Source organism: Humibacillus xanthopallidus, assembly GCF_006716675.1.
Lineage (GTDB): Bacteria > Actinomycetota > Actinomycetes > Actinomycetales > Dermatophilaceae > Humibacillus > Humibacillus xanthopallidus_B.
In genome coordinates this window covers 1,249,235-1,275,265 of the sequence record NZ_VFPM01000001.1, presented here as the reverse complement: position 1 = coordinate 1,275,265, position 26,031 = coordinate 1,249,235, and the positions used below count along the sequence as shown (strand labels likewise).

Here is a 26,031-nt window from a genome sequence, read left to right as displayed (position 1 = left end):
GATGACGCGGCGCCGTGATGGAGGGTGGGATCGGCGTCGGGCTGGCAGGAACCGGACACGTCCTCTTCGCGCCGGTCAAAGCGGTGGCGGCGTCGTGGGCGGCGCTCCAGAGTTCCCACCAGCGGGCACAGGGGCCCGCCCGAGCACACCAGGAGAACTGTGTACCCCTCTCGCACAACCCTTCGCGCCGCCCGCTCCGCCGCCTCGGTCCGACTCGCCCGATGGTGGTGGCCCGACCTCGTCCTCTGGTGGCCGAGCGCCGTGCACCGGGCCGGCCCGCGCGCCGTGCTCGGGTGACCCCGGTCGCCCTCGTCCTGCGTGTCGGCCGGCCGGGAACGCTCACCCAGAGCGATCTGGTCGGCCGTCTCCGCGTCGCGGTCGATGCGTCCAGCGACGTCGAGCACGCCTTCATCGCCGGCTGCAGCGCGCTGGCGGGAGGGGCGATCGAGCTGCAGGCAGTGCTCTACGTCCTGGGCTCCGACCATGCCCGCGCCGTCGGCGTCGTCGCCGAGCTGTCGGGCCCTCTCGTCGATGCGGGAGCCACGCTCGTGACCGTGCTCCCGGCACCTTGGGGCCATGGCCAGATGTGGCCATGACCGACCCCTTGTCGGGGTCATCGGGCCAACCATACGTTCGGCCTGCGTCGCCGGGTCGGGACGCACCAATCCAGCAGTAGCCTCAATGAAGAGGCTTGACGGACAAGGGGATTCACATGTTGGGAGTCAAGCGACTCGGTGTACTCGCAGGGGGTGCAGCCGCGGCGACAGCGCTTCTCGTCGGCTCGGCCGGCTCCGCCCAGGCCGCCTCGGCGGAGAACTACTGGAACGTCGCCTACGGGCAGCTCTACGTCTCGGCGTGGGAGTGCAACACGTACGTCACGTCGTGCAGCTGGTACACGAAGGTCCAGCTGCGCAACAACGGCGGACGGATCATGGACCGCATCACGAACACGACCAAGATCTACGCCAACGGCATCTCGGCGACCGTCACGATCTCCAAGGACCAGGCCTCCGCGACGATCAGCGGCAACCAGACCAGCATCGGTCAGGTCAAGTGGACGAAGTACGTCTCGAACCTCGTCGAGCTGAGCGGCAGCGCCAGCCCGTCGTGGACCACCATCGGGATCACGACCGAGGCTTGCCTCACCGGCAACGGCCCGGGCTCCTACGGCGACGTGAGCGCCAAGTGCGCCAAGATCGGGCTTTGGTGATCCTGAGCCGATCCCGCACAGCCCTCCGGGCGCTGTTGCTGATCGTGGTGCTTGTCGCCCTCGCCGCCTGCACCGTGCAGGTCGGCGGGGGCGCCAAGCCCTCAGCGCTTCGAGACCATGTGGGGATCAACGGGCTCCTGGCAGACCCGGCGGCCATGCGACACCGCCCGTCGTTGGAGGTCACGATCGACCGGGTCGGCGCGGCACGGCTCACCGGGGTGGCAGTGCAGCACGTGCCCTCCGCCACGCTCATCGACGGCCTGGTTGCCCAGCTGGACGGCCCCGCACGCAGCGACCTCGAGCTGAGGTGGGCCAGCTACGTCGGCGACACCGCACGGGTCGGCAAGGCCATCGAAGCGCTCGGCAGGCAGTGCGGTGAGAAGGGCCCGGACGACTGCGACGCCTCCGTGCACTCCGTGTGGTCCTTCCTCCAGGTGTCGGGCAGCCCGGCGCGCTCCGAGCTCGCCCGCACCTTCCCCGACCTGCGTCCCCCCGCCTGCCCGGCCAAGGCAGCGACGGTCGGTGACCAGTTCCTCAGTCTCCTCTGTGGTCGACCGGTCCGGGACCAGGAGGCCTTCGATGCCGCGGTGGTCCGGGAGACGAATGGAGACGGCCGGTTCGCCGACAGCCGCACGCTGTGGGCCGCGGCAGCCGTGGCACGCGCCGGCAACCTCAAGTCCGACGAGCTCCGGACCGCCGTGGAGCGTGCCGTGGGGCAGTCACACGTCGAGGGCGTCTTCTTCGACGAGACCCCGGCCCAGGGAACCCTGCTCACCTCGTGGGCGCTGTTGCACCTGGCAGGCGGCGATCGCGGCGGAGTCGACCTGGACGCGCTCGCCGCGGCGATCCGTCGGGAGCCCACCGACGGGGCTGCCGATCGCGTCATGCTGGCGCGAGCAGGACTGGCCCTGCTCGGCTCGACCCCCGTGCCGGGCCGCGGTGGTCGGCTCGTGCTGCGCGACCCGGACGGCCCCTACAACCCCTTCATCGCACTGGCGGCCCGCGATGCCGGCGACCTGCGACTGGTCTCGGTCGGCTTCTCGGCGACACAGTCGAGAACGACTCCGGAACGGCTCGCGTCATGGATACTCACCCGGCGCATCATCGAGGGTCGCCCGATCACCATCACCGACTCGGATGCCTCGGTGCTCCGTGGAATGGCCGACCCGAAGCGAACCGCCACGGCGGCATCGAATCCGGTGCCGGCCCTGCTGCGCGATGCCGCGCTCGCCGCGGCCGGCAGACCGAGCGAGCCCGTCACGGTCTCAGTAGGCTGCGGAGGCGCCGACTGGCTCGTCACCGTGGGCGACGAATGCGACATCCGCTCCTCCCTGCTCCTCGCCCTTCGCCACGACTTCACCTCACACCAAGGAGCCGCATGACCTCCCCTGCCGTGACCCTGCGCGGTGTCAGCGCCGCGCACGGCGCCACCCGGGACCGTCCGCTCGACCTCGACATCGTCCCCGGCTCGCGCGTGTGGATCAGCGGACCGTCCGGAGTGGGCAAGACGTCGTTGCTCTACGTCATCGGCGCGATGACGCTCGCCCAGCGCGGCGCCGTGACCGTCGGCGGGGTCGCGGTGTCGAGCAGCCGGGTGGCTGACCAGGTCCGACGCGACCACGTGGGCTTCGTCCTCCAGGACGCCCAGCTCGTGGAGCACTGGACCGTGGAGCGCAACCTCGCGACGATGGCCGGATATGACAACGCTCCACAGGCTCTCGAACGCCTCGAGTCGTGGGGCGTGCCCGTGGAGGGCCGGCATCCGCGATCGCTCTCCGGCGGTGAGCGCCAGCGCATCGTGACGGCCGGGGCCCTGGCCAAGGGCGCCTCCGTCATCGTCACCGACGAGCCGACGTCGAGTCTCGACGAGACCAGCCGCGACGCCGTCATCGAGGCGTTCCGCGACGCCGCGGACGCGGGCGCTGCGGTCGTCGTCTCGAGCCACGACTCCGCCTGGAGCGCGTGGGCCACGCAGCACGTCCGTCTCGGGAGGACCGATGGCTGAGCACACCCTCGGCAACGCCTGGGCCAACGTCACCGGGCGCCGCGTCGCCTCCGTGACGACCGTGCTCGTCGTCGCCAGCCTCATGGCCGCGGTCACGGCACTGCTCGTGCCCCTGCGCGATGTGCGCGACAACCAGCGGGCTGCCTACGACCGCCCGGAGTGGCAGTCGGTCTTCCTCGTCGAGGGCATCGCCGGGGCAGACCAGCCGATGACCCCGAGCGACGTGAAGGTACTGCGCGAGACACCGGGGGTGACCGGAGTCTGGCCGATCGGAACGACTGAGGCGGACGCTGCGGGGTCCTTCGTGCAGCTGCGTTCCTGGGTGGCCGCTCTGGACGTGCCGATCGTGGTCGGCCGGCCGCCGGCAGCAGGGGCCTGCGAAGCAGCGGTGACGCGCAGCGTGCCGGGTGCGACCGTGGGGGCGCCCCTCGAGGTCGCCCTGCCCGGCGGCGGCAGCTCGGTCGCGGGGCAGGTGCGCCCGATCGTCGTCGGCGTCGTCGACCAGGGGTACCCGCTCGTGTCGGGACCCTCGGCCCTGACGACGTGCCCGATGCCGTCCACCCAGGCTCCTGAGCAGCTCGTCGTCGCCACCGACACCGGGCAGCTGCCCGACCGCTACGTCGGGGAGTCACTCGACGCAGCGGCGGCCCGCTCGATGGACGGCAGCACGAGCACCGGGGTCATGGGTCTGCTGGCCCTCGTTCTCGCCGTGCTCTCGCTCGTCGTCGTCGGGTCCGTGGCACGGTGGAGTGTGCGGTCACGGCTCGGCGAGTTCACGACGCTGCGCGTCTGGGGGCGTTCGCGCTCGGACATCATCGGGATGGTGGGGGTCGAGCAGGCGCTGCTGGCCCTCCTCGCGGCTCCGCTGGGGGTCGCGCTCGGCACGGTCCTGGCGTGGGTGCTGGTCCGCTCCGGCGGAGAGTCGAGCATGGTCGACCCGGCAGCCGGTATCGCGGTCGCCCTGCCGTCCGCCTCGACGATCGGCCTCGCCGTGGGCGGCTTCGGCATCGGCCTCGTGGTGCTCACCGTGGCGCCCGTCGCGCGGGCTCTCGCGCCCGATGTCGCCCGGCTGCTCCGCCGACGCGGCGAGTGATGCGAGCCCCCACGAGCCCGCCAGACAGCCGTCACCTCCCGCAGGAAGACCTGCGGGAGGTGACGAATGTGGCGGGCCGACCGAGGGCCCGGGGGTGTGCCGGAGCCTCTCGGCGGCGACTCAGAAGGCTGCCTCAGGCACGTCCATGAGGTCGTTGTCGGTGTCCTCGGCGATCGCACGCTCGGCCGCGAGCTTCGGCAGCACGTTCTTCGCGTAGAACGACGCCGCCGCCACCTTGCCGCGGTAGAAGTCGGCGTCCTTGCCCGACGCGCCCCCGGCGAGGGCACGCTGGGCGACCTCGGCCTGGCGCAGCAGCAGCCATCCGACGACCAGGTCGCCGGCGCTGAGGAGCAGGCGGGTGGTGTTCTGGCCGACCTTGTAGAGGTTGGTGAGGTCACCGCCCATGCGCGGGTCGCTCTTCATGAGGTCGCCGACCATGTGACCGAGGATGCCCTGCACGTCCTCGAGCGCCTTGCCGAGCAGCTCGCGCTCCGCGTCGAGCGAGCCGCCGAGGTCCTTGGCGAACTCGGCGATCTGCCCGGAGACGTGCTGCAGGGCCTGACCCTTGTCGCGCACGATCTTGCGGAAGAAGAAGTCGAGACCCTGGATGGCCGTCGTGCCTTCGTAGAGCGTGTCGATCTTGGCGTCACGGACGTACTGCTCGATCGGGTAGTCCTGGAGGAAGCCGGACCCGCCGAAGGTCTGCAGAGACTCGGTGCCGAGCAGCGTCCAGGCCCGCTCCGAACCGAGGCCCTTGACGATGGGGAGCAGCAGGTCGCTCACGCGGTGGGCGATCTCGGCGGCCGAGCCGGCCTCGAGCGGGGCGGCCGGGTCTCCGGCCTGGCCCTGGCTCACGGCGTCCTGCTGGCACGCGGTGTAGATGACGAGCGCACGCAGCCCCTCGGCATACGCCTTCTGGAGCATGAGTGAGCGCCGGACGTCCGGGTGGTGCGTGATCGTGACGCGCGGCGCCGTCTTGTCGGTCATCTGCGTGAGGTCGGCGCCCTGCACCCGCTCCTTGGCGTAGGCGAGTGCGTTGAGGTAGCCGGTCGAGAGGGTCGCGATGGCCTTGGTGCCGACGAACATGCGGGCGTTCTCGATGACCTTGAACATCTGGGCGATGCCGTCGTGCACGTCGCCGAGGAGGGTGCCGACGGCGGGCTCGTGCTCGCCGAAGGTGACCTCGCACGTCGTGGAGACCTTGAGGCCCATCTTGTGCTCGACGTTCGTGACCCAGGCGCCGTTGCGCTCGCCGAGCGCGCCGGTCTCGGGGTCGACGTGGTACTTCGGCACGATGAAGAGGCTGAGTCCCTTGGTGCCGGGGCCGGCGCCCTCGGGGCGGGCGAGCACGAAGTGGACGACGTTGTCGACCATGTCGGACTCGGCGGAGGTGATGAAGCGCTTGACGCCGGTGATGTGCCACGTGCCGTCGGGCTGCTGCACGGCCTTGGTGCGGCCGGCGCCGACATCGGAGCCCGCGTCGGGCTCGGTGAGCACCATCGTCGTGTGCCACGCGTTGTCGACGATGTGCTTGGCGAGCTTCTTCTGCTCGTCGGTGCCCATGTGCCACAGCAGGCTGGCGAAGGAGTAGCTCGCGGTGAACATGTGGATGGCGGGGTTCGCGCCGCACACCATCTCGGCGACCGACCAGCGCAGCGAGGGCGGCACGACCATGCCGCCGAGCTCGGCGGGCACGTCGAGGTTGCCCCAGTCGCCGTCGACGTAGGCCCGGAAGGACTTCTTGAAGGAGTCGGGCATCGTCACCGACTTGCTCACCGGGTCGTAGACGGGCGGGTTGCGGTCGGAGTCGAGCAGGCTCTCGGCGAGCTCGTTCTCGGCGAGGCGCGCGACCTCGTGGAGGATGTCCTTGGCGGCGTCGGTGTCGACGTCCGCGTAGATGCCGGTGCCCAGGACGTCCTGGCGACCGAAGACCTCGAAGAGGTTGAACTCCAGGTCACGCACGTTGCTCTTGTAGTGGCCCATGGGGTCCTCCACCGTTCTGTCGTTCGGGTGATCCGCATCGTCGCGGGCACAGCCAAGTTACCGGCCGGTACCCTCATGATGCTACCGACCGGTAACGAACGCAAGAGGGAGGCCGTGCCGCGGTAGGCCGCCTGGCCGGCGCGCCCGGGGGGCCGCGTATGCCGCGTGGCCGGGGAACGACGAAGGGCCCGGTCGCCATGACCGGGCCCTTCGACACGTGGAGCAGGTGGCACGAATCGCACGTACGTCTTCCTCCTGGAGGGAGGCTGTTCTGCTACTGAACTACACCCGCGTGAACGCCTGAAACCATAGCGGACCGACGGCGATGCATCCAGTCGGGCTACTCGACAGGGCCGTCAGCCGCCCGCCCGGAGGCTGCGCCGGCCGAGCGCTCGGCCTCGACCGCGCGGTAGATGTTGCCGTGGATCCGGTCCGCGCCGAGGCGCTCGATGACGCCGTCGCGCTCGAGGACGGCGCGGACCTCGGGCTTGAGGCGGGCCAGTCTCAGGGTGACTCCGGCCTCGTGGGCGAGGTCGACGATGTCTCCCAGCTTGTCGACGCCCTGCGAGTCGATGAAGTTGATGCCGCCGCAGTCGAGGACGACGCCCGTCAGGCCGGGGCTGGAGTGGATGAGCTCGCGGAGGCGGTCGTCGAACGCGTCGGCCGTGGCGAAGAACAGGCCGCCGTCGAGCCGGATGACGGCGACGTCGGGATAGACGGTGTCCTCCGGGTGCTCGCCGACCTCCCGGAAGACCTGCGTGCCCTCCTCGAGCCCGAGCGCCGGCATCTTCGGCCTGGTCGCGACGGACACGAGCCAGATGAGCGAGAGGAAGATGCCGATGACGACGCCGGCGAGGACCCCGAAGACGAGGGCGCCGGCGAGGGCAGCCATGGCGATCCAGAAGTCGAAGCGCTGGACCCGCGCGAGGCGCCGCATCTCGGGCACGTTCATCATCCCCATGACGACGGCCTCGATGATGATGGCTGCAAGAACCGCCTTCGGCAGGTTGGAGAAGAGCGGTGCGAGGAAGAGCAGGGTGAGGATGACCGTGATGCCCGAGGTCAGCGAGGCCACACCCGTCTTGGCCCCCGCATGGTCGTTGAGCGAGCTCGCCGACAGACTCGTCGACACAGGCATCCCCTGGAAGACCCCGGCCGCGGTGTTGGACAGACCCTGTGCTGTCGACTCCTGGTTGATCTCGACCCGGTAGTGGTGTTTCGCGGCGAACGCGCGGGCGTCTCCCGCGGACTGCGAGAAGCCGATGAGCAGCAGGGCGACTGCCGCGAGCGCCGTCGTGCCGGCGTGGTCGATCATCAGCTGGAGGTTCGGCACCTGGAACGACGGCAGCCCGCTCGGCACGTCGCCGACCAGAGCCACTCCCTTCGCGCCGAGGTCGAAGAGCGGGGCAGCGAGCAAGCCACCCACGACGAGCACGAGCGCACCCGGCACCCGCGGCGCCACTGCCCTCAGGCCGAAGACGACGGCAAGCGCCACGACCCCGACCACCGCCGTCGCCGTGTTTCCCTCGCCGAGGGTGCCGAACCACGAGCGCAGCTCCTGGATCGGGTTGGAGCCGGTCACCTCGGTGCCCGTGAGCTTGGGCAGCTCGCCGATGACGACGTCGATCGCCGCGCCGAAGAGGAAGCCGGTGACGACGGCGCGGGAGAGGAAGCGGGCGATCCAGCCCATCTTCAGCACCGCGAGGAGCAGGAAGAGGATCCCCGACGCGAGCGTGATGCCGGCGACGAAGCTGGCGATGTCCTGCTCCGCGACGAGGCCGGCGGCGAGCACGGCGCTCGCGGCGACGGCGGCGAGCGCGGAGCTGGGGCCGACGGAGATCTGGCGGCAGCTGCCGAAGATCGCGTAGACGAGGGCTCCGGCAGCGGCGGCGTAGAGGCCGTTCTGCACGGGGATGCCCGCGATCGCGGCGTAGCCGAGGTTCTTCGGCACGATGAGGGCGGCGACGGTGACCCCGGCGATGAGGTCCCCGCGCAGCCACGCTCGGTCATAGGTGCGGAGCTGGCCCACCAGGGGGACCAGGCGGGAGATCAGGCGAGGCGTCGCGCTCATGCTCCATGCGTACTCTCATCAGGGGCGCCAGGGGCGCGGATGGCGAAGATCGCGACCGCCCTCTCGCGCGCGCGACCGCCGAGCGCTCACGCCGGCGAGAGCTCGTCGGCGATCCCCAGGGCCTGCTCGGCAACCGCCCGGGCGGCGGGGAGGGCCGCCTCGTCGAAGCTGACGCGCGTCCGCCGTTCGACGAGGTCCTCCACGGTGAGGGCCCCTTCGTGGAGCACGCCGAAGAGCATCTCGGCACCGATCGTGGGACACGAGTCACTCACGGGCACAGCGAGATCCGGGTGATCGACAGCGAGCTGGGCCACCGTCGCGGCCTCCGTGCCGTAGCGGCGCACGAGACGGCTCGGCGCAGGAACCCGGGTCAATGCCTCCCGGGTGGCCGCGCCGACGAGGGGGAGCGTGTGGGTGCGGCAGGCGGCCACGATGCCGGCCCGGCGGCATACGGCGTCGACGGCGTCCTGCGCCATCTGGCGGTAGGTCGTCAGCTTGCCCCCGGCAATGGTCACGGGCCGGCCCGGCTCGTCGACGAGCAGGTGACGACGCGACACGTCGGCGCTCTCACCGTCGGCGCGGTCGCGGACGAGGGGGCGCAGCCCCGCGTAGCGGCCGACGACGTCGGCGGTGCCCAGCGGGCGGTCGAGGACCCGGCTGATCGTGTCGAGGAGGAAGCGGATGTCGTCCTCGGGCACCGGAGGCGCGATGCCGTCGACGTCGCTCGTCGACACGTCGGTGAGCCCGACGAGGACGAGCCCGTCGGGCTGGGGGATGGCGAAGACGGAGCGGCCGAACTGGCCGACGACGGGCGCGTAGCAGATCGCCCGGGGGTGGCCCAGTGAAGCGGCGCGCACGACGACGTGGGAGCCGCGGCTCGGCGTGATGGTCAGGGAGGGTTCGTGCTTACCGGCCCAGACGCCGGTGGCGCTGACGACGTGGCCGCGCGCCTCGAGCGTCGCCCCCGTCAGCTCGTCGCGCAGCAGGACCGTGCGGTCGCCGAGGTCCACGGCACTGCACCGCGTCACGATGTCGGCCCCGAGGGCCGCAGCGGTGCGAGCCACGGCCGTGACGAGCCGCGCGTCGTCCTCGAGCTGGCCGTCCCAGTGGAGGACGGCGCCGCGAAGGTCGCTGCGGCGGATCCCGGGCGCGAGCGCGAGCGCCTCGGCGGCACTGATCCGCGACGGACGGGGCAGGAGACTCCGTGGAGTGCCAGCGAGCGTGCGCATGACGTCGGCCACCCGCATACCGGCCTCGACGGCGACGCCCACAGCGGCCGGCGTGGCGTCGCCGAGCGGGAAGAGGTTGGCTGCGGCGCGGGTGAGGTGGGGTGCGATGGCCGTCATGAGGTGGTGCCGCTCACGCGCCGACTCCCACGCGATCGCGACGTCACCCTTGACGAGGTAGCGCAGCCCTCCGTGGACGAGCTTCGAGCTCCAGCGGCTCGTGCCTGCCGCGAGGTCGACGCGCTCGACGAGGGCGGCGCGCAGGCCTCGCGACGCCGCGTCGAGCACGACGCCGGCCCCGGTGATGCCTCCGCCGACGACGATGACGTCGTAGGGGGCGCTCGCCAGACGGTCGAGCGCCGTCTCGCGGGTCGCCGCGGTGATGGACGCGGTCACCGCGCCCCCTGACCGGCAGGCGCGACGCGGGAGTGGTCGCGGTGCACGAATCAACGGTACTCACGTCGCGCGGTGTGCGACGGTGTTGCGCATGGGACGTGGCTGTCGGGCAGGGTGTCGAGGTCGCTGCGATGGATGAGCTGACGCGCTCGATCCCCCGGTCGGTGTGGTACGGGTGGGGAGACCCCGCCGAGGCGCCCCCGCTGAGCGCCGGCGCCTGGTCGGCGTTGGCGTCGTGGGGCGTCGCGCGTGGACCGCAGACGCCTCCGGTCGCGCTCGAGGCTGTCGAACTGCCGCCGATCGCATTGGGCGACAAGGAGGTTGCGGCCCTGCGCGAGGTCGTGGGCAGTGACCACGTCCACACCGACCGGCGGTCGCGGGTCGAGCACGCCGGTGGCAAGAGCTATCCGGACCTCTGGCGGCTGCGCCACGGAGACGGCTCCGAGGCGCCCGATGTCATCGTCGAGCCGGCTGACGCGGCCGAGGTGCAGCGGCTCCTCGAAGTGTGCGCCGAGCGCCGCATCGCCGTCGTGCCCTTCGGAGGCGGGACGAGTGTCGTCGGGGGAGTCGGGGGAGTCGAGGCCCGTGGCGGTGCGGTCGAGGGTGGCGACACCGGCGAGCAGCGTTGTGCCGGGGTCGTGGCCGTCGACCTGCGGCGGCTGGACCAGCTCCTCCACGTCGACCCGGTCGCCCGCCTCGCGACGTTCCAGCCGGGGCTGCGCGGCCCCGACATCGAGCGCGCGCTCGAGCCGCACGGGCTGACGCTCGGTCACTTTCCGCAGAGCCATCAGGAGGCGACCCTCGGCGGCTACGTCGCGACCCGGTCCGCCGGGCAGGCGTCGACGGGCTACGGCCGCATCGACGACAACGTGCTCGGGGTGCGGCTCGCCACCCCGCGTGGGGAGCTCGTGCTCGGAGGGCGAAGCCCCGCCTCGGCCGCGGGTCCCCGCCTGCTCGACCTCGTCGTCGGAAGCGAGGGGGCCCTCGGCATCATCACCGAGGCGACGCTCCGGGTCGCTCCCCGACCCGCGGCCAAGCGGTATGCCGCGTGGCTCCTCCCGTCGTTCCACGCGGGCTCCGAGGCTCTCCGCGGTCTCGCCCAGGAGGTCGGGCCGGGCCTGCTGCCCGACGTCTGCCGGCTCTCGGACGAGGAGGAGACGAGGGTCAACCTGGCGCTCGCAGGACGCTCGGGTGCGGTCCTCCGGCGATACGGCCGTGTGCGCGGTCTCGAGGAGCCGGCCCTCGTCGTCCTCGTCTGGGAGGGGACTGACTCAGCGGCGCTGAAGCACCGGCAGTCCGTCTGCGAGCGGGTGCTGGGCCGCGACGGCGGGCGGCGTCTGCCCGCCCGGGTGGCCCGCGCCTGGGAGAAGGGGCGCTTCGCCGGGCCGTATCTCCGCGACGAGCTCATGGGCCGGCGCATCCTCGTCGACACCCTCGAGACCGCCACGACGTGGGACCGGCTCGGACCCCTGCACGCGGCCGTCGGGTCAGCGATCCGGTCGTCGCTCGCCGACGGCGGCAGGGGCGTCGTCGTCATGTGCCACGTCTCGCACGTCTATGCCACGGGCGCCTCGCTCTACTTCACCTTCGTGGCGGGGGAGTCGGCTGACCCGCTGGCGCAGTGGCGAGCCGTCAAGTCGGCCGCGACCGAGGCGATCGTCGCGGGTGGAGGCACGATCACCCATCACCACGGCGTCGGCGTCGACCATGCCCCGTGGCTCGGTGCCGAGATCGGCGACCTCGGACTGGACGTCCTGCGCGCCATCAAGACCGAGCTCGACCCCACCGGAATCCTCAACCCGGGCAAGCTGATTCCGCGACGCTAGGGGCGCAGGCGGACGAGGCGCTCGGTCACGGTGGCGGCGATCGTGCCGAGCGCGTCCGACTGGCGGATGTCGTCACCCACGACCCGGGCGCCGGTGCGGTAGGAGTCGTTCGCGAGAACGCTCCGCACGGCGTCGCGCACCTGGGTGGGGGTGGGCGTGCCGGTCCTGAGGTTGATGCCGGCGCCGGCCCACGAGACACGAGCCGCGATCTCCGGCTTCTCCTCCGTGCTGCCCGCGACGACCAGCGGCACGTCGTGGGCGAGGGCATGGTGGACGCCGCCGAAGCCGCCGTTTGTCACCATGACCGACACCTTGGGCATGAGCACGTCGAAGGGCAGGAACGTCGCGGCCCGGGCGTTCGCCGGCAGCGGCCCGAGCCGCTCGACCGGCGGGCCGCCGGTGACGGCGACGACGAGCACGTCCTCGCTCGCCAGCCCCCGGAGGGTGGGTCCGATGAGGCGGTCGAGATCCAGCACGTCCAGCGTGCCCTGGGTCACGAGGACGACTGGCCTGCTGCCGTCGAGCTCCGACCACCACTCGGGCAGCGCTGCGCTCCCCGAGTGCCTGGGCAGGACCGGTCCGACGTAGCTGATGTTCGGCGGAAGGTCCGGCCGTGGGTAGTCGAGCGAGGTCACGCTCAGCTGGAGGAAGGTGTCGACGCGCGCCGCGCCGTCCATGAAATAGCCCGACCACCGCGCCTCCGGCACGCAGTCGGTCAGGGCCCTCCTCAGCTCACGCTGCGGGCCGCCCATGACCAGGTGGCGGATCCCCTCACGCACCACCCGGTTGCGGAATCGGGCAGCCCGCCCCTCGGCATACGGCAGGCCGGCTCCGAAGGGCGGGACGGTGGGGGAGGAGAGCGTGAGCGGGATGACGCCGCACCCGATCACCGGCGGGCGAGGCGCAGGGCTCGCGAGCAGCGGGGCGATGCCCATGAACGTCGTCTCGTAGAGCACGACGTCGGCCGGTCGCCGCTGCAGCGCGTCCGTCAGGACGTCCCACTGCGACCGGATGGGGTCGATGAAGAGGCGGGACACGTCGAACCGGACCTTGCCGACGCCCCTGGTCTCGGAGCGGCCGGGAAACGCCGTGTCGAGGTCGGTGTCGTCGATGTCGGACGCGCCGCTCAAGGGGATGAACTCGACGCCTGCCCGGGAGACACGGTCGCCGAACCGTGTCCCCGTAGTCATGCGCACGGTGTGCCCGGCGCCCCGCAGGTGTGTCGCGATCTCGAGCATGGGCGCCACGTGCCCATGGATGGAGGAGGCGCAGACGAGGACATCGGCCATGTCGTCGAGGGTGTCACAACCGCACACGCTCGCGGTGGTCGGAGCGCGCGACGGGAATCGAACCCGCGTATCCAGCGTGGGAATCAGACAACCGTGGTTTCTGGACATCGCGGGCCAGGCACAAGTTGCGCTCTGACCTGCGCCGATCGACTAGACGACTCCAATCTTGGCTCTGCCTGGTGTGGGTGGGTGTGTAGATCTGGCACGGTTTGGCACGGCTGGCCCGTCGACGGGTCCCGCATCTCGGCCCACGATCCTTGCGGACCGCCAACGCAGTCCGCGCGTCCTTGGACGTCTCGGGTCGTCGTCCTACCGCTGGATCACCTGCTCGGACACGACGAAGCGCACGACGCCTGACCGCTCCTCTCTGCCATCAGTCCAGGAGCTGTTGGCCGCCGTCTATGTCGACGGTGGCACCGGTGATCGCCGTGTTGACCATCAGGTGGATGGCAAGTGCGGCGACATCCTCCGCGGTCACCACCCGCTCGATCGGCAACGTGCGGCGCAACTGCTCGCGGCGCTCGTCGAGCTGGTCTCCCAGCAAGGCCGCGGACAACGGCGTGTCGACGAAACCAGCCGCGATCGCGTTCACGCGGATGGGCGCGACTTCCAGTGCCAGGTTCCGCACGAGGGCCGGGATCGCCGCGGTGTGGGCCGTGAGTAGGGCGCCTGACGACGATCGACGCCCGCCGGTGCCGCTCATGAAGAGCAGCGTCCCTCCCGGGCGCAACCGGCCGACAGCATGTCGGGCGAGCTGGACGGGTGCCAGGAGGTGCGCTTCGTAGTCTCGCCGTGCCTCGATGAGGTCGAGGTCCGCGAGGGGTGCGTAGTAAGGCCCCGGGCCCGTGATCAGGACATGGTCGACGACGTCTGGCAGCTCGTCGATGAATCGACCGAGCCGCTCCAGATCGGTGGCGTCGAACGCCGCGGTGGCGGCTCCGAGCTCCGATCCCACTTCGCGCAGGCGTTCGGCGTCTCGTGCGGTGATGATCAGCCGGGCGCCCTCGACACCCGCGAGCCGTGCGGTCGCCAGGCCGATGCCACGCGTGCCTCCGATGAGCACGACGGTCTGTCCCTCCAGAGCCGGTGACGCGCCCATGATCATGCTCGGGCGGTGCGGAGGGTCCCGAGCTCGACGCCGAGGTCCACCTCGATACCGTCGGGTTGCTGAAGGCCCTTGCTGAAGAGCAGCTCGGTGAACGGTCGATGCTGGGGGCGCCCGGCGGTCGCGAAGTAGACCTTCAGCCCGGCCGCGGACTCCTGGTCGTCCGGGAGCGTGGCCACGTCAACCAGCCGCTTGATGCCGGTGATGGCGATCTTGTCGAACGCGGCGATTCGCCGGGCGAAGGCGTCGGTGAACTCCTCGATCTCGTCGTCGGGGACGAGCCGATTCACGTAGCCGTACTCGGCTGCGCGTGCCGCGGGGATGTCATCTCCTCCGAGCAGGATCTCCAGCGCGCGTCCACGGCCGACGAGGCGTCCGAGGCGAGCCATGGGTCCTCCACCGGGCACGGCGCCGACGCCGACCTCGAACTGACCGAGGACGGCCTTCTCCGACGCGAACCGGATGTCGGTGGCCAGCGCGAACTCGCTGCCGGCGCCGCGCGCGCGTCCACGCAGCTCGGTGATGGTTGCTACCGGCACACGGCTGAGCCGCACGAAGTTGTCGACGTAGGGGTGCATCCCGGTCGGCCCAGGCTCCATCGCGGCGACGCGCGCGCTGTCGGAGAGGAAATCCCAGTGCGCCATGAAGAAGCCAGGCTTCTCGCTACGGAACACGACGACGGCGAGGTCCGGGTCCGCCTCCATCAGGTCGACCAGGCCAGCGAGCTGCTCGACGGTGTCTGGGTCGATGAGGTTGACCGGACCGTTGTCGAACGTCACGCGCCAGTAGGCGGACGACACGATGTCGATGTGGAACTGCTCGGCTGCCGTCATCTGACTCACCTTCGCTCTTGGTTGTGGACCTGCTGCCCAGCAGGGCGACCCGACCTGCTGTCGAGCTCACGGCGACGAGCTCGTCGATCCGGCTGAGGCGCTCCGATGTCACCCCGACCGCCTCGACTCAGGCCGTCGTCTCCACCTTGGCCTGCGGAGGCGCGACGGCGCGCCAGTGAACCCACTGGTCGTGTCCCTGGTGCCCCCGTGGGGGCCCGCAGCCTCGAGCGCGGCTCCGCAAGCACCCGCTTCAGTGGGCCAACGCCTCGAGACTCGTGGGCGTCGTGGCCGACCCACGCGAAGCGCCCTTTCGAGTCGGTGGTCGAACGAGCGTCGGATGCTTCGTGCACCTCTGTACGCAGAAATCGCGATCCTCTAGAGTGCTCGCCAAATGGCCGCCGGGCGAGCGCGTGACATCGTGGGTCGGGACCTTGAGCGCGGTGCTCTCGACCGGCTGCTGGACGACGTCCGCCGCGGCCAGAGCGGCGCGCTTGTCCTTCGTGGGGAGGCCGGGATCGGCAAGACGGCGCTGCTGGACTATGCCACCGCCCAGGCCTCCGGCTTCCGCACCGCATCCGTCGGGGGTGTCCAGGCGGAGATGGAGCTGCCCTTCGCGGCCATCCACCAGCTGTGCAACTCCATGCTGACAGGGCTGAGCCGGCTCCCGGAGCCCCAGAGGGTCGCGCTCAGCGTCGCGTTCGGCCTCTCGATGGGGGATCCACCCGACCGCTTCCTCGTTGCCTTGGCGACCCTCACGTTGCTGTCGAACACGGCCGAGGAGGTGCCTCTGCTCTGCGTCGTCGACGACGCTCAGTGGCTGGACACCGCCTCGGCGCAGGTCCTCGGGTTCGTCGCGCGCCGCCTGCACGCGGAGTCCGTGGCGATCCTCGCTGCCGTACGGGCGCCGGCGCAGATGCCCGAGCTGGCCGGCATGGCCGAGCTCTCGGTCACCGGGTTGGGAAGGGAGGACGCCCGCGCCCTGCTGGCCACGGCGATCGTCGGGCGGATCGACGAGCGGGTCGCTGACCGGCTCATCGCGGAGACACGGGGCAACCCGCTGGCCCTGCTGGAGCTTCCTCATGGTCTGAGCGCAGCCGAGATCGCCGGCGGGTTCGCGATGCCCGTGCCGGACGGCATTCCGGGTTGGATCGAGGACCAGTACGTCCGTCGGACGCGGGCCCTGCCGAAGGCCACGCAGCGACTCATGCTGCTGGCAGCGGCTGACCCTGTGGGCGACCCCATGCTGTTGCTTCAGGCGGCGCAGGCCCTCGGGATGGACTGGGACGCGCGCGAACCTGCGGTGGATGCCGGGCTGTTGGACATCGACCGACAGGTGCGGTTCCGTCATCCGCTGGTCCGGTCGGCCATCTACGGGGCCTCGACCTCAGCCGAGCGCCGAGCGGTGCACGCGGCCTTGGCCACGGCCATCGGCAATGCCGATCCCGACCGGCGGGCGTGGCATCGTGCCCACGCGGTCAATGGCCCCGACGAGGCAGTGGCTCGCGAGCTGATCGAGTCCGCCAAGAGCGCCCAACGCCGCGGAGGGATAGCGGCGGCTGCTGCCTTCATCGAACGGGCCACCGGGCTCACGCCCGACGCGACACTGCGGGCCGAGCGCGCGCTCTCGGCCGCTGGCGCGAAGTTCCAGGCAGGCGACCTCCCCTTCGCCGAGGCGCTCCTGGACCTGGCCGACGAGTCCCTGTCCGATGAGCGGAACCGCGCCCAAGCCCAGCGTCTTCGCGCACAGATCTCCTTCGACCTCCGACGGGGTCGAGACGCGCCCCGGCTGCTGCTCCAGGCGGCTCAACGGCTGGAGCCGCTGGACGTCGACCTGGCTCGCGACACCCATCTCGAGGCGTTGGTCGCCGCCGTCTACGCGAGCTGTTACGCCGCAGGCACGGACGTGCAGGACATCGCCACGGCGGCGCTGTCCGTGCGCCTCGACCCGGAGCCCGTCCCGGCGAGTCAGCTGATGATCCGGGGCCTGGCTACGCGGTTGACCGAGGGGAGTGTCGCAGCAGCTCCGCTGCTCCGGCAGGCGCTGGAGGCCTACCTGGCGCAGGAGCGAACCCTGGACCGGCTCTGCCTCGCGTACAACATCGCGGCCGAGGAGCTGTGGGACCAGGAGGCCTGGCGCGAGCTTGCGTCCAGCCAGGTGGAGCTGGCCCGATCGACCGGTACCGTGCTGCTGCTGCCCTACGCGCTCGACTATCTCGCAGGCGCCCTGACCCAGGCGGGGGACCTGACGTCCGCGTCGATGCTGTTGGAGGAGGCCGAAGGCCTCGGCCTCGGGGTCAGGGCCGAGTTCCCGCTGCGGATCGCGGCCTGGCGCGGCGACGAGGTGACCTCCCTTCGGCTGCATGACGAGTTCATCAGTGGGGCCGCCGCCCGCGGCGAGGGCTGCGCGATCGCCGGTGCCGAATACGACCTTGCCGTGCTCTACAACGGCTTGGCCCGCTACGACCTGGCTCTCGAGGCCGCACAGAAGGCCGGCGAGTGGGACGACGTCGTGACGTCTTCGTGGACTCTCTACGAGCTGGCTGAGGCCGCCTCGCGCTGCGGGCGCCCGGAGCTGGCGCAAGACGCCGTAGACCGGCTCTCCGAGCGGGCTCTCGCCAGTGGCACGCTCTGGGCCCTGGGGTGCCTGGCACGATCCCGCGCCCTCGTGGCCGAGGGGGCGGCCGCCGAGACGTTCTATCGGGAGGCGATCGACCTGCTCGCCGCCTCACCCATGGTCTGGTACCTCGCCCGGGCACACCTGAGCTTCGGGGAGTGGCTGCGGCGCGAGGGACGGAGAAGGGACGCGCGAGAGCACCTGCACGCCGCTCATGGGATGTTCCTCGAGATGGGCGCGAACGGGTTCGCCGAGCGCGCGAACCGTGAGCTGGCCGCGGCTGGGGGGCTGATCCGTGCGCAGGTGCAGCACAGCATCGAGGAGCTGACGGCCCAGGAGCTGCAGATCGCGCAGCTCGCCAGTCAGCGGTTGTCGAACCCGGAGATCGGTGCACGTCTGTTCCTCAGCCCCCGGACGGTGGAGTGGCACCTGCGGAAGGTGTTCGTCAAGCTGAGCATCCGGTCCCGCAGAGAGCTGGCCGACGCGATGGCTGGTTCCCGCCTCACCGCGGTCTGAGGCAGCCGACTAGCGCGCCGCGGTGCGAGCGAGGGCAGGGTCGCTGGGATGCGGGGTCAGCGCCACTGTGTCGATGGACAGCCAGCCGGCGGCCGTCATCGGCAGGGAGCCGAGGAGGGTCGTGAGCTCCTCGGTGTCGTGCACCTGCCACAGGCCGAGGGCACGACCCTGCTCGGGCAGGCGCCACAACCGCCGCAGCTTGTTCTGGTCGGCGAGCTGGCCGGCGCGCCGCGCCTCGCCTGCCATCACCGCGTCGATGTCTCGGGCGTTGGCGGGGACGCGGACGGTGAACGTCGTGAGGAACTCGCTCGCGTCAGGATCGCGCGGCACCACACCGGCTGCGGGGTCGTTCGGGTGCAGGTCCAGAGGCGTCACCTCGTCGGTGCGCCACTTGCGCAGCGGCATGGCGGACAGGATGCGCTCGAGCTCCGTCTCGTCCGTCGCCGCGAACAGCCCGATGCTGCGCCACTGGCCTGGGCTCAGCGGTGGCCGCCACAACCGCAGCACACTGCCCCGCTCCGCGAGTCGGGCCGTGTTGGCGGCCTCTCTGCTTCGGACCTCGGCGACTTCTGCGTCGTCGACGCCGTCCGGCACGTGGGTGGTCATCGTGACGAGGTACTCGGTCTGTCCCATGTCAGCCTCCGGGAGTTGTTCGAGGGGTGTGAGCTCAACGGTGGGCCACAACCGGTGTCGGTGGCATCCCCGTGGGTCCCGGGCTGCGAACGACCGGTGCCTTTCCCTGGGGCGCGGCGATCGGTTGCGCGGGAGGGTCGTTGTTGTTCGCGCAACTCGAGTGAGAGGACATCAACAATGGACATGAAGCTGGAAGTGGTCGTGGTTCCCGTCTCGGACGTCGACCGGGCCAAGAACTTCTACACCGGCCTGGGGTGGCGGCTGGATGCCGACTTCAGCACGGACGAGCAGTTCCGGGTCGTGCAGGTCACGCCGCCCGGCTCGCCGACCTCCGTCATCTTCGGCACGCACGTCACCGAGCAGGCCCCCGGAACCGCTCGGGGGCTGCAACTGGTCGTCGGCGACGTCGAGGCCGCGCACGCCGAGCTGGTCGACAAGGGCGCGGAGCCCAGCGGGGTCTTCCACGACGCGGGCGGGGTCTTCCACCACGGAGGGACCGACGCGCGCGTGCCGGGGCCGGATCCGGACCGGCGCAGCTACGGCTCGTTCCTGTCCTTCCAGGACCCGGACGGCAACGGCTGGATCGTGCAGGAGGTCACCACTCGTCTGCCGGGGCGCACCGACTCGGCGGCGACCTCGTTCACCTCGGTCACGGACCTCGCGGCTGCCCTGCGCCGCGCCGCCGCTGCGCACGGCGAGCACGAGGCACGCACCGGCGTCGAAGACCCCGACTGGCCGGACTGGTATGCCGACTACATGGTCCGTGAGCTGGCCGGCATCGAACTGCCGGCCTAGCGGAGGTGAAGCGCGATGACGGACTACGACGTGATCGTGATGGGCGCCGGTTCCCCGGGTGAGCACTGCGCTGCCGCCCTTGCCCACGGCGGGCTACGGGTGGCTGTCGTCGAACGCGAGCTGCTCGGCGGCGAGTGTTCGTACTGGGCGTGCATCCCGTCCAAGACCCTGCTGCGTCCGGGGGAGGCGCTGGCGGCGGCGAAGGCTGCACCCGGTGCCGCTGAGGCTGTCGCGGGCAGCCTCGACGTGCCGTCCGTACTCGCCTGGCGAGACTTCATGGTCTCGAATCTGGACGACTCCGGGCAGGTCGCCTGGGCTGCCTCCGCCGGGGTCGAGGTGCTGCGTGGAGAGGCCGTCCTTCGCGGGCCGCGCACGGTGGCGGTGGACGACCGTGTCCACACCGCCGAGCACATCGTGGTCGCCACCGGAGCCGACCCGGTCATTCCCCCGGTGCCGGGGCTGCGCGATCTGCCGGGCGTCTGGACGAACCGGGACGTGACCGGGATGACCCAGGTTCCGGACCGACTCGTCGTGCTCGGCGGAGGCCCGACGGGGGTGGAGATGAGTCAGGCCCTGGCGCGCCTGGGGACCCAGGTGGTGCTCGTCGAGCGCGCCGAGAATCTTCTCAGTCGGGAGCCGCGCGCCTTGGGCGAGGCAGTCGCGACCGCGCTCGCCGCCGATGGTGTGGATGTGCGGACCGGTGCCGAGGCCGAGAGCGCGCGGGTGGACGGCGCGGACTACGTCGTCGAGCTGTCCGGTGGCGAGGAGGTTCGCGGCGACCGTCTGCTCGTCGCAGCCGGCCGTCGTCCGCGGGTTCACGGGATCGGCCTGGAGACGGTCGGCCTCGTCCCCGACGCCGCTGGCATTCCCGTGGACGAGCGGCTCTCGTTCGGCCCTGGCCTGTGGGCCGTCGGCGACGTCACCGGCTTGTGGCAGCTCACCCACACCGGCAAGTACCAGGCGCGCGTCGCGGCCGCCAACATCCTCGGGCGACCGCGCGTGGCGGACTACCGGGCAGTGCCGCGCGTCGTCTTCAGCGACCCCCAGGTCGCGTCGGTCGGCGCCGCCGAGGGCCGGTACACGAGCACCGTCCATCTCTCCGGCGTCGCCCGCACGGCCACGTACACCCGCGCCTACGACACGGCGCCGGGCTTCTTGACGCTCGTCAGCGACGGCAACGTGCTCACCGGCGCGTATGCCGTCGGGCCAGAGGCGGGGGAGTGGCTGCAGCAGACGACCCTGGCCATCCGGGCCCAGATCCCGCTGACGACGCTGCTCGACGTGATCCAACCGTTCCCGACCCTATCCGAAGCCGTCCTGCACGCGCTGCGCGCCCTGGACGACGAGGTGTCGGCCACCCGCCCACTGTCCGAGGCGGTCGTCTGATGGCCGGAGGCGTGACGCCCTACCGCGCCTTCGAGGTCACCGCCTCTCGACAGTTCGCGCTCGTGGAACGTGAACGACAGGAGCCCGCACCGGGACAGGTGAGGATCCGGGTCGACGCCTGCGGTGTGTGCCACAGCGACGTCCTCGCCGTCGAGGGTCTTCGTCACGACCCCTCACGTCCGGTCGTGCCCGGCCACGAGATCGTCGGCACGATCGAGGCCGTCGGGGACCACGTCGATGCGACGTGGTCCGTCGGCGACCGCGTCGGTGTTGGCTTCCTCAGCGGCCAGGACAATGTGTGCCCGGCGTGCCGGCGCGGCGACTTCCTTCAGTGCACCGACCAGCCGTGGACCGGCACGCACGTCGACGGTGGCTACGCGGAGGTCGCCTACGCGCGGGCCACCGGCCTGGTCCGCCTGCCGACCGATGGCGCGCCCACCGACCTCGCTCCACTCCTCTGCGCGGGGCTCACCGTCTTCAACGCCGTGCTGAGCTCACGGCTGCGCCCGGGTGCGGTGGTGGCCGTCCAGGGCATCGGCGGGCTGGGACATCTCGGCATCCAGTACGCCAAGGCTCTGGGACACCCCGTCGTCGCGATCGCCCGAGGCGCCGCAAAGGCCACTCTCGCAATGGAGCTCGGCGCCGACGACTACATCGACAGCGCCGCGGAGGACCCCGGGGAGGCGCTGCGACGACTCGGCGGTGTCGACGCGGTGGTCGCCACGGCGGCATCCGGTGCCTCAATGTCGCCGCTCATCGCCGGGCTGGCACCCCATGGCCAACTCGTCGTCGCCGGCGCGGCACCGGACCCGATCCAGGTCACGACGCCCGACCTCATCTTCGGCGACCGAATCGTGCGGGGCGCGCTGACCGGCACCGCGGCCGAGAACGAGGACAACCTGCGCTTCACCTCCCGGCACGGGATCCGCTCCTACAACGAGATCGTGCCGCTCAGCCAGGCCCCGCAGGCGTACGAGCGCATGCTCTCGGGCGATGCGCGGTTCCGCGTCGTGCTCGACGCCCACAGCTGAGTGCAATCTGCGGATTCACCTGCGGCAGTGGCTGTTCGAGCGTCCGCGGCGCCGTCGCACTCCTGTGACCTGCGGTCATGCGCGTGGAACATGCTCGCGGCCCGGCAGGCATCGCAGAACCGGATGAGCGCAGCTCCGGGTGAGGTTGAAGCGAAGGTCCAGCACCACCAACCGAAAGGACTCTCCACATGACAACTCTTCCCAAGCAGAAGGTCGCCGTCATCACCGGCGCCTCCCGCGGCATCGGCGCGGCCCTCGTCGCCGGCTTCCGAAAGCGAGGCTGGGCCGTCGTTGCCAACTCCCGCTCGATCGAGCCCTCGAGCGACCCGGATCTCGTGACGGTCGCCGGTGACATCGCCGCGGCCGCCGACGAGGTCGTCGACACGGCCGTCCGACGCTTCGGGCGCATCGACACCCTCGTCAACAACGCAGGCGTCTTCGTCGCGAAGCCCTTCACGGACTACACCGCGGCCGACTTCGCGAACGCCGTGCGGGTCAACCTCGAAGGGTTCTTCCCGGTCACCCAGCGCGCCGTCGCCCAGATGCTCGCGCAGGGGACCGGAGGGCACGTCGTCCAGGTGACGACCAGCCTCGTGGACCACGCCAACAGCAACGTCCCATCCGTGCTGGCCTCCCTGACCAAGGGCGGCCTGCAGGCGGCCACCAAGTCCTTGGCGATCGAGTATGCCGGTCGCGGCGTCCGCGTCAATGCGGTCTCGCCCGGCATCATCGAGACGCCGATGCACGCCCCGGAAACGCATGCTGCGCTGGCCGAGCTGCACCCGGTGGGGCGCATCGGCGACACCTCCGACATCGTCGACGCCGTGCTGTTCCTTGAGGACGCCCCCTTCGTCACAGGTGAGATCCTGCACGTCGACGGCGGCCAGAGCGCCGGACACTGAGAGGGGAGTCCAGATGCCCGTCGTCACCATCGACCTCACCCGCGAAGGCAGCACCCCGGAGCGCGACACCGTCACCGCCGAGGAGAAGGCCGAGCTGATCCGCGCCGTCAGCGAGCTGCTGCGCGACGTGCTCGGCAAGCCGCTCGAGGCGACCTTCGTCGTCATCAACGAGGTGCCGCTCCAGAACTGGGGCTGGGGCGGCCTCCCGGTCGAGCAGTACCGGGCGCAGCGTCAGCTCGAGGGTTGACCGGTCCTCAGTGACAGCCTGCCGGTCACGACCATCACTGGCCGCCGCGCCGAGGCGCGGCGGCCAGTGCCGTCTCGACGAAACGACGCAGGAGCGCCGGCTGATGGTCCGGGCGGAAGGCCAGTGCCACGGGACTCGTCGGGGCACCGCGAAGGGGGATGAAGCGTACGGCTGGGTGGAGGTTGCGCCGCATCGCCACCTCGGGCACGACCCCGACGCCGCGGTTGGCAGCGACCGTCTCAAGCCACTCGTCGAAGTTGCGCGTCTCGACGAACCGCGTCGGCCCGCTCCCGTCCGGCCAGGACCAGGGCCCCGTCGTGCCGCTGACGATGTTGACCACGAGCGGCCATTGCGACAGGTCCCTCCAATCGAGCTGGTCAGCGTCGGCCAGCGGGCTCTCGACTGAGCACACGGCGACCCTGACTTCGTCGCACAGGTGCACCAGGCGCACGCCTGCCTGCGCCGCGGGGGTCCCGCGCACCACCGCGACGTCGACCTGACCCCGGGCCACCGCCGCCACCGGGTCCTCGACCCGCAGCAGGGACACGGAGTTGCCGGTCGCCGCCTCGTAGCTGCTCACGGCGCGCTGGGCCCACGGGTCCGGCAGCAGCCAGCTGAACCCGAGCCGCACCGTCACGTGCTCACGCACCGATGCGAGCGCGCTGTCCACCGCGGCGAGAGCCAGCTGCGCCTGCGTCAGGAACCGAGCACCCCGCGGGGTGAGCGACACGTGACGGGAGCTGCGCTCGAGGAGGCTCACCTGCAGCGCGGCCTCGAGCTGTTGGACGGTCCGGGTCAGCGCCGGCTGCGTGACCAGCAGCTCTTGGGCAGCCCGAGTGAACGACAGCTGCTGACCCACTGCTACGAACGCGCGCAGGTGCCGCAGATCGACGTCCATGCGCGGCAATCATAGAAGCGCTCTGGGCGGCATTTCCACTGCCGCCCGCGCCTTCCCAGCGTCGATTCCGACCCGCTGAACCAGTGAGGAGGACGGCATGACCGAGACGCCGACGAAGCCGGCCGACGCCAACTGCTCGCCCAAGGCATACCCCGGGCTCTCGGCACGGACGGTCGGCCTACAGGCCGGACTCCCGGCCGGCAACCGGCGCCAAGGCCTCGTCGGCCGCTCAGGGCAGACCGGGGATTGCGCCAGTGACTTCACCGGCGCGAGCCGACCCTCCGCCACGTCAACGTGTGAGGTGGTCAACCCATCGACCTTCCACACCAAAGGACACACCGAGATGGATCCCCAACTCGAACCGCGCGAGCCGAGGCTCGTCGGTGCGCCCACGACTCCAGTCCCTCTGGCACACCCATCGAAAGGGTTCGGCACTCGGGCATCGAGGTGTGAAGCAGCTGAGGGCTCATGAAGCGCGTCGACCGGTCTCGTCCGCCGAGCGCCTCCCCGCGATCCCGGCTCAGCAGCGAAGCGAGTGCACAGGCAAGCGACGGACCGAAATCGCCCCGGCGCCAAGGGATTTCGATCACCGTGGGAGTCAACGGAAGTGGCAGCGGATGGCAGGCCCTGGACTGGGCCGCCGCCGAAGCCTCAGCACACGGACGCCAGCTCCACATCGTTCACGTCGCCGGACGCCAGGTCGCGTTGGACCCGTCCAGCGCGGCCCTCGGCCTCTACAGCGTCGTGCCGATACCGATGGAGCGAGGCCATCAGGTCCTCGAGGATGCGGTGCAGCGCGCCCGGCGCATCGCACCGGACGTCGACCTCACCACCAGCTTGCGGGTCGGTGACGTCGTCGGCCGGCTCACCGAGGCGGACGAGGACGCGTCGTTGCTGGTGGTCGGACGCCCTGAGAGGCGAACTGGAGTCGCCTCCCTCCGTCGTTCCATCACCCGGAGAATCATCAGGCGCAGTCATCTACCGGTGACCGTCGTCGCGCTTGCTCAAGACCCGGAGCATGGTCCGTCTGCGGGTCGCGTCGTCATCGCCATGAACGACGACCGAACCGCAGCGACCGTTCTGCAGCTCGGCATCAGCGCGGCAGCCTCCCGAGGACTGGGCGTCACCATCGTGCATCCGGTCGACCGACGCCCCACTCTCGACGCGCTGGTCTCGCGAGCCGAGATGCTGTCGCCTCGGACCGAGATGCGCCTCCTAGCGGTTTCAGGGTCGCTGACAGACACAATCGTCAGCGAGTCGCGCGGCGCCGCGCTCGCGGTGCTGGCGAGTGCCCACGACAGGCGCGTTCGTATGCCGTGGGCCACCGCCTCGGAGCGCGTACCCTCCCTCGTCCGGGTGCCGACCATGGTGATCAGCAGGTAGCGCCCCGATCCCGGCTGTCGTTGCGGCAAAGGGGCAAGGCTCGGTGCGGCTCTTGACCAACGGTTCTGCCTGGCGTGTTCGACGCCCAGACGAACGCTCAGCGGCAACGAGCGCTGCAGCGGTGACCGTGACAACGGCGGAAATGAGCTGAGTGCGGCATGAGGGGATGTTGGCCTCAGGCCGCCGATAGCGTTCGCTGCGTGACCCGAAACCGCCAAGGCCGATTGACCCGTGACACCGCCCTCGCGATCTTCTGGACTGCGATTGCGGGGGTCTTCCTACTCGGCGTCTTGGCGGCGGTCGACCCGAACACGCCGCCTTCGGGGGACCCAGCCTGGCTGGGGTGGGTGCTCCTGATCCTCGGTATGGGCTTCGTGGCGCGAGCGTGGCGCGTCGGCATTGAGATCACCCAGGACCAAGTGGTTCGCCACGGCTGGTTGCGCGCACTGTCCGGTGTTGACGTCGACGCTGCCCCGCTCGAGGGCGACGATCTCACCTGCGCGCAGGCCACCCAAGCACCGATGAGGACGGCGACCCGGTAGCGGTCAGGAGAGGCCGCGACGATGGCGTCCACCTCTTCCGGCGTCGC

At 70.9% G+C, this 26,031-nt stretch carries 22 protein-coding genes and 1 tRNA gene; 14 read left to right on the top strand and 9 right to left on the bottom strand.

Annotated features, from left to right (window positions below; translation table 11 throughout):
* The first annotated feature begins 293 nt into the window (after positions 1 to 293).
* From FBY41_RS05470 to FBY41_RS05455, 5 genes are all read left to right on the top strand, one after another.
* Positions 294 to 596: a hypothetical protein gene (locus tag FBY41_RS05470; protein ID WP_141842325.1), complete on the top strand. Its 303-nt coding sequence runs from the start codon at positions 294 to 296 to the stop codon at positions 594 to 596.
* Between the two features lie 116 nt (positions 597 to 712).
* Positions 713 to 1,210 carry a hypothetical protein gene (locus tag FBY41_RS05465; protein ID WP_141842324.1) on the top strand — a complete coding sequence of 166 codons (498 nt, stop codon included), beginning with the start codon at positions 713 to 715 and terminating at the stop codon, positions 1,208 to 1,210.
* 44 nt (positions 1,211 to 1,254) lie between these two features.
* A complete protein-coding gene (locus FBY41_RS23305; RefSeq protein ID WP_185748902.1) occupies positions 1,255 to 2,592 on the top strand; it encodes a hypothetical protein in 1,338 nt (445 codons plus the stop codon).
* Positions 2,589 to 3,215 (top strand): ATP-binding cassette domain-containing protein, encoded by a 627-nt coding sequence (locus tag FBY41_RS05460; RefSeq protein ID WP_185748901.1) that lies wholly within the window; start codon positions 2,589 to 2,591, stop codon positions 3,213 to 3,215. Before FBY41_RS23305 ends, FBY41_RS05460 begins: the two co-directional genes overlap by 4 nt.
* On the top strand, positions 3,208 to 4,308 hold the full coding sequence (locus tag FBY41_RS05455) for an FtsX-like permease family protein (protein WP_141842322.1): 1,101 nt from the start codon (positions 3,208 to 3,210) through the stop codon (positions 4,306 to 4,308). The genes FBY41_RS05460 and FBY41_RS05455 overlap by 8 nt, the downstream gene beginning before the upstream one ends.
* A 120-nt stretch (positions 4,309 to 4,428) precedes the next feature.
* On the opposite strand, the gene FBY41_RS05450 is transcribed toward FBY41_RS05455, so the two are convergent.
* From FBY41_RS05450 to FBY41_RS05435, 4 genes are all read right to left on the bottom strand, one after another.
* The gene (locus tag FBY41_RS05450) at positions 4,429 to 6,291 is read right to left on the bottom strand and encodes an acyl-CoA dehydrogenase (protein WP_141843182.1); all 1,863 of its coding nucleotides are present in this window, start codon (positions 6,289 to 6,291) and stop codon (positions 4,429 to 4,431) included.
* A gap of 218 nt (positions 6,292 to 6,509) precedes the next feature.
* Positions 6,510 to 6,583, bottom strand: a tRNA-Gly gene (locus FBY41_RS05445).
* A gap of 48 nt (positions 6,584 to 6,631) precedes the next feature.
* A complete protein-coding gene (locus FBY41_RS05440; protein WP_141842321.1) occupies positions 6,632 to 8,362 on the bottom strand; it encodes a SulP family inorganic anion transporter in 1,731 nt (576 codons plus the stop codon).
* A gap of 86 nt (positions 8,363 to 8,448) precedes the next feature.
* The gene (locus FBY41_RS05435) at positions 8,449 to 9,984 is read right to left on the bottom strand and encodes a glycerol-3-phosphate dehydrogenase/oxidase (RefSeq protein WP_141842320.1); all 1,536 of its coding nucleotides are present in this window, start codon (positions 9,982 to 9,984) and stop codon (positions 8,449 to 8,451) included.
* A gap of 131 nt (positions 9,985 to 10,115) precedes the next feature.
* Here FBY41_RS05435 and FBY41_RS05430 point away from each other — a divergent pair, with 131 nt between their 5' ends.
* Entirely contained in the window at positions 10,116 to 11,810 is a 1,695-nt protein-coding gene (locus FBY41_RS05430) for an FAD-binding oxidoreductase (RefSeq protein ID WP_141842319.1), read from the top strand.
* On the opposite strand, the gene FBY41_RS05425 is transcribed toward FBY41_RS05430, so the two are convergent.
* The 3 genes from FBY41_RS05425 to FBY41_RS05415 form a co-directional block, all read right to left on the bottom strand.
* Entirely contained in the window at positions 11,807 to 13,099 is a 1,293-nt protein-coding gene (locus tag FBY41_RS05425) for a glycosyltransferase (protein WP_185748900.1), read from the bottom strand. The genes FBY41_RS05430 and FBY41_RS05425 overlap by 4 nt on opposite strands.
* 373 nt (positions 13,100 to 13,472) lie before the next feature.
* The gene (locus FBY41_RS05420) at positions 13,473 to 14,204 is read right to left on the bottom strand and encodes an SDR family oxidoreductase (protein WP_141842317.1); all 732 of its coding nucleotides are present in this window, start codon (positions 14,202 to 14,204) and stop codon (positions 13,473 to 13,475) included.
* Positions 14,201 to 15,037 carry an enoyl-CoA hydratase/isomerase family protein gene (locus FBY41_RS05415; protein WP_141842316.1) on the bottom strand — a complete coding sequence of 279 codons (837 nt, stop codon included), beginning with the start codon at positions 15,035 to 15,037 and terminating at the stop codon, positions 14,201 to 14,203. Before FBY41_RS05415 ends, FBY41_RS05420 begins: the two co-directional genes overlap by 4 nt.
* A gap of 391 nt (positions 15,038 to 15,428) precedes the next feature.
* Here FBY41_RS05415 and FBY41_RS05410 point away from each other — a divergent pair, with 391 nt between their 5' ends.
* Positions 15,429 to 18,167 carry an ATP-binding protein gene (locus FBY41_RS05410; protein ID WP_141842315.1) on the top strand — a complete coding sequence of 913 codons (2,739 nt, stop codon included), beginning with the start codon at positions 15,429 to 15,431 and terminating at the stop codon, positions 18,165 to 18,167.
* A 9-nt stretch (positions 18,168 to 18,176) separates the two neighbouring features.
* Here the strand turns inward: FBY41_RS05410 and FBY41_RS05405 are convergent, their stop codons facing one another.
* A complete protein-coding gene (locus FBY41_RS05405) occupies positions 18,177 to 18,800 on the bottom strand; it encodes a muconolactone Delta-isomerase family protein (RefSeq protein ID WP_141842314.1) in 624 nt (207 codons plus the stop codon).
* Between the two features lie 183 nt (positions 18,801 to 18,983).
* Here FBY41_RS05405 and FBY41_RS05400 point away from each other — a divergent pair, with 183 nt between their 5' ends.
* The 5 genes from FBY41_RS05400 (at position 18,984) to FBY41_RS05380 (ending at position 23,161) form a co-directional block, all read left to right on the top strand.
* A complete protein-coding gene (locus FBY41_RS05400) occupies positions 18,984 to 19,595 on the top strand; it encodes a VOC family protein (protein WP_311769360.1) in 612 nt (203 codons plus the stop codon).
* A gap of 15 nt (positions 19,596 to 19,610) precedes the next feature.
* The gene (locus FBY41_RS05395; RefSeq protein ID WP_141842312.1) at positions 19,611 to 20,981 is read left to right on the top strand and encodes a dihydrolipoyl dehydrogenase family protein; all 1,371 of its coding nucleotides are present in this window, start codon (positions 19,611 to 19,613) and stop codon (positions 20,979 to 20,981) included.
* Positions 20,981 to 22,012: an alcohol dehydrogenase catalytic domain-containing protein gene (locus FBY41_RS05390; RefSeq protein WP_141842311.1), complete on the top strand. Its 1,032-nt coding sequence runs from the start codon at positions 20,981 to 20,983 to the stop codon at positions 22,010 to 22,012. Before FBY41_RS05395 ends, FBY41_RS05390 begins: the two co-directional genes overlap by 1 nt.
* Positions 22,013 to 22,200: 188 nt before the next feature.
* The gene (locus FBY41_RS05385) at positions 22,201 to 22,914 is read left to right on the top strand and encodes an SDR family NAD(P)-dependent oxidoreductase (RefSeq protein ID WP_141842310.1); all 714 of its coding nucleotides are present in this window, start codon (positions 22,201 to 22,203) and stop codon (positions 22,912 to 22,914) included.
* Between the two features lie 13 nt (positions 22,915 to 22,927).
* Positions 22,928 to 23,161, top strand: coding sequence for a tautomerase family protein (locus tag FBY41_RS05380; RefSeq protein WP_141842309.1), 234 nt, complete (start codon positions 22,928 to 22,930; stop codon positions 23,159 to 23,161).
* A gap of 34 nt (positions 23,162 to 23,195) precedes the next feature.
* Here FBY41_RS05380 and FBY41_RS05375 read toward each other — a convergent pair whose 3' ends face one another.
* Entirely contained in the window at positions 23,196 to 24,059 is an 864-nt protein-coding gene (locus tag FBY41_RS05375; protein ID WP_141842308.1) for a LysR family transcriptional regulator, read from the bottom strand.
* A gap of 468 nt (positions 24,060 to 24,527) precedes the next feature.
* On the opposite strand from FBY41_RS05375, the gene FBY41_RS05370 reads away from it, so the two are divergent.
* Positions 24,528 to 25,442, top strand: coding sequence for a universal stress protein (locus FBY41_RS05370; protein WP_141842307.1), 915 nt, complete (start codon positions 24,528 to 24,530; stop codon positions 25,440 to 25,442).
* A gap of 200 nt (positions 25,443 to 25,642) precedes the next feature.
* Positions 25,643 to 25,984, top strand: coding sequence for a hypothetical protein (locus tag FBY41_RS05365; protein ID WP_141842306.1), 342 nt, complete (start codon positions 25,643 to 25,645; stop codon positions 25,982 to 25,984).
* The last annotated feature ends 47 nt before the right edge of the window (positions 25,985 to 26,031 follow it).

Coding starts and splice junctions, on each gene's coding strand:
- FBY41_RS05405 (WP_141842314.1), bottom strand. CDS start 18,800: ATGGGACAGACCGAGTACCTCGTCACGATGACCACCCACGTGCCGGAC.
- FBY41_RS05410 (WP_141842315.1), top strand. CDS start 15,429: ATGGCCGCCGGGCGAGCGCGTGACATCGTGGGTCGGGACCTTGAGCGC.
- FBY41_RS05390 (WP_141842311.1), top strand. CDS start 20,981: ATGGCCGGAGGCGTGACGCCCTACCGCGCCTTCGAGGTCACCGCCTCT.
- FBY41_RS05370 (WP_141842307.1), top strand. CDS start 24,528: ATGAAGCGCGTCGACCGGTCTCGTCCGCCGAGCGCCTCCCCGCGATCC.
- FBY41_RS05375 (WP_141842308.1), bottom strand. CDS start 24,059: ATGGACGTCGATCTGCGGCACCTGCGCGCGTTCGTAGCAGTGGGTCAG.
- FBY41_RS05425 (WP_185748900.1), bottom strand. CDS start 13,099: ATGGCCGATGTCCTCGTCTGCGCCTCCTCCATCCATGGGCACGTGGCG.
- FBY41_RS05415 (WP_141842316.1), bottom strand. CDS start 15,037: ATGACGGCAGCCGAGCAGTTCCACATCGACATCGTGTCGTCCGCCTAC.
- FBY41_RS05420 (WP_141842317.1), bottom strand. CDS start 14,204: ATGATCATGGGCGCGTCACCGGCTCTGGAGGGACAGACCGTCGTGCTC.
- FBY41_RS05380 (WP_141842309.1), top strand. CDS start 22,928: ATGCCCGTCGTCACCATCGACCTCACCCGCGAAGGCAGCACCCCGGAG.
- FBY41_RS05395 (WP_141842312.1), top strand. CDS start 19,611: ATGACGGACTACGACGTGATCGTGATGGGCGCCGGTTCCCCGGGTGAG.
- FBY41_RS05460 (WP_185748901.1), top strand. CDS start 2,589: ATGACCTCCCCTGCCGTGACCCTGCGCGGTGTCAGCGCCGCGCACGGC.
- FBY41_RS05450 (WP_141843182.1), bottom strand. CDS start 6,291: ATGGGCCACTACAAGAGCAACGTGCGTGACCTGGAGTTCAACCTCTTC.
- FBY41_RS05440 (WP_141842321.1), bottom strand. CDS start 8,362: ATGAGCGCGACGCCTCGCCTGATCTCCCGCCTGGTCCCCCTGGTGGGC.
- FBY41_RS05465 (WP_141842324.1), top strand. CDS start 713: ATGTTGGGAGTCAAGCGACTCGGTGTACTCGCAGGGGGTGCAGCCGCG.
- FBY41_RS05430 (WP_141842319.1), top strand. CDS start 10,116: ATGGATGAGCTGACGCGCTCGATCCCCCGGTCGGTGTGGTACGGGTGG.
- FBY41_RS05385 (WP_141842310.1), top strand. CDS start 22,201: ATGACAACTCTTCCCAAGCAGAAGGTCGCCGTCATCACCGGCGCCTCC.
- FBY41_RS05400 (WP_311769360.1), top strand. CDS start 18,984: ATGAAGCTGGAAGTGGTCGTGGTTCCCGTCTCGGACGTCGACCGGGCC.
- FBY41_RS05455 (WP_141842322.1), top strand. CDS start 3,208: ATGGCTGAGCACACCCTCGGCAACGCCTGGGCCAACGTCACCGGGCGC.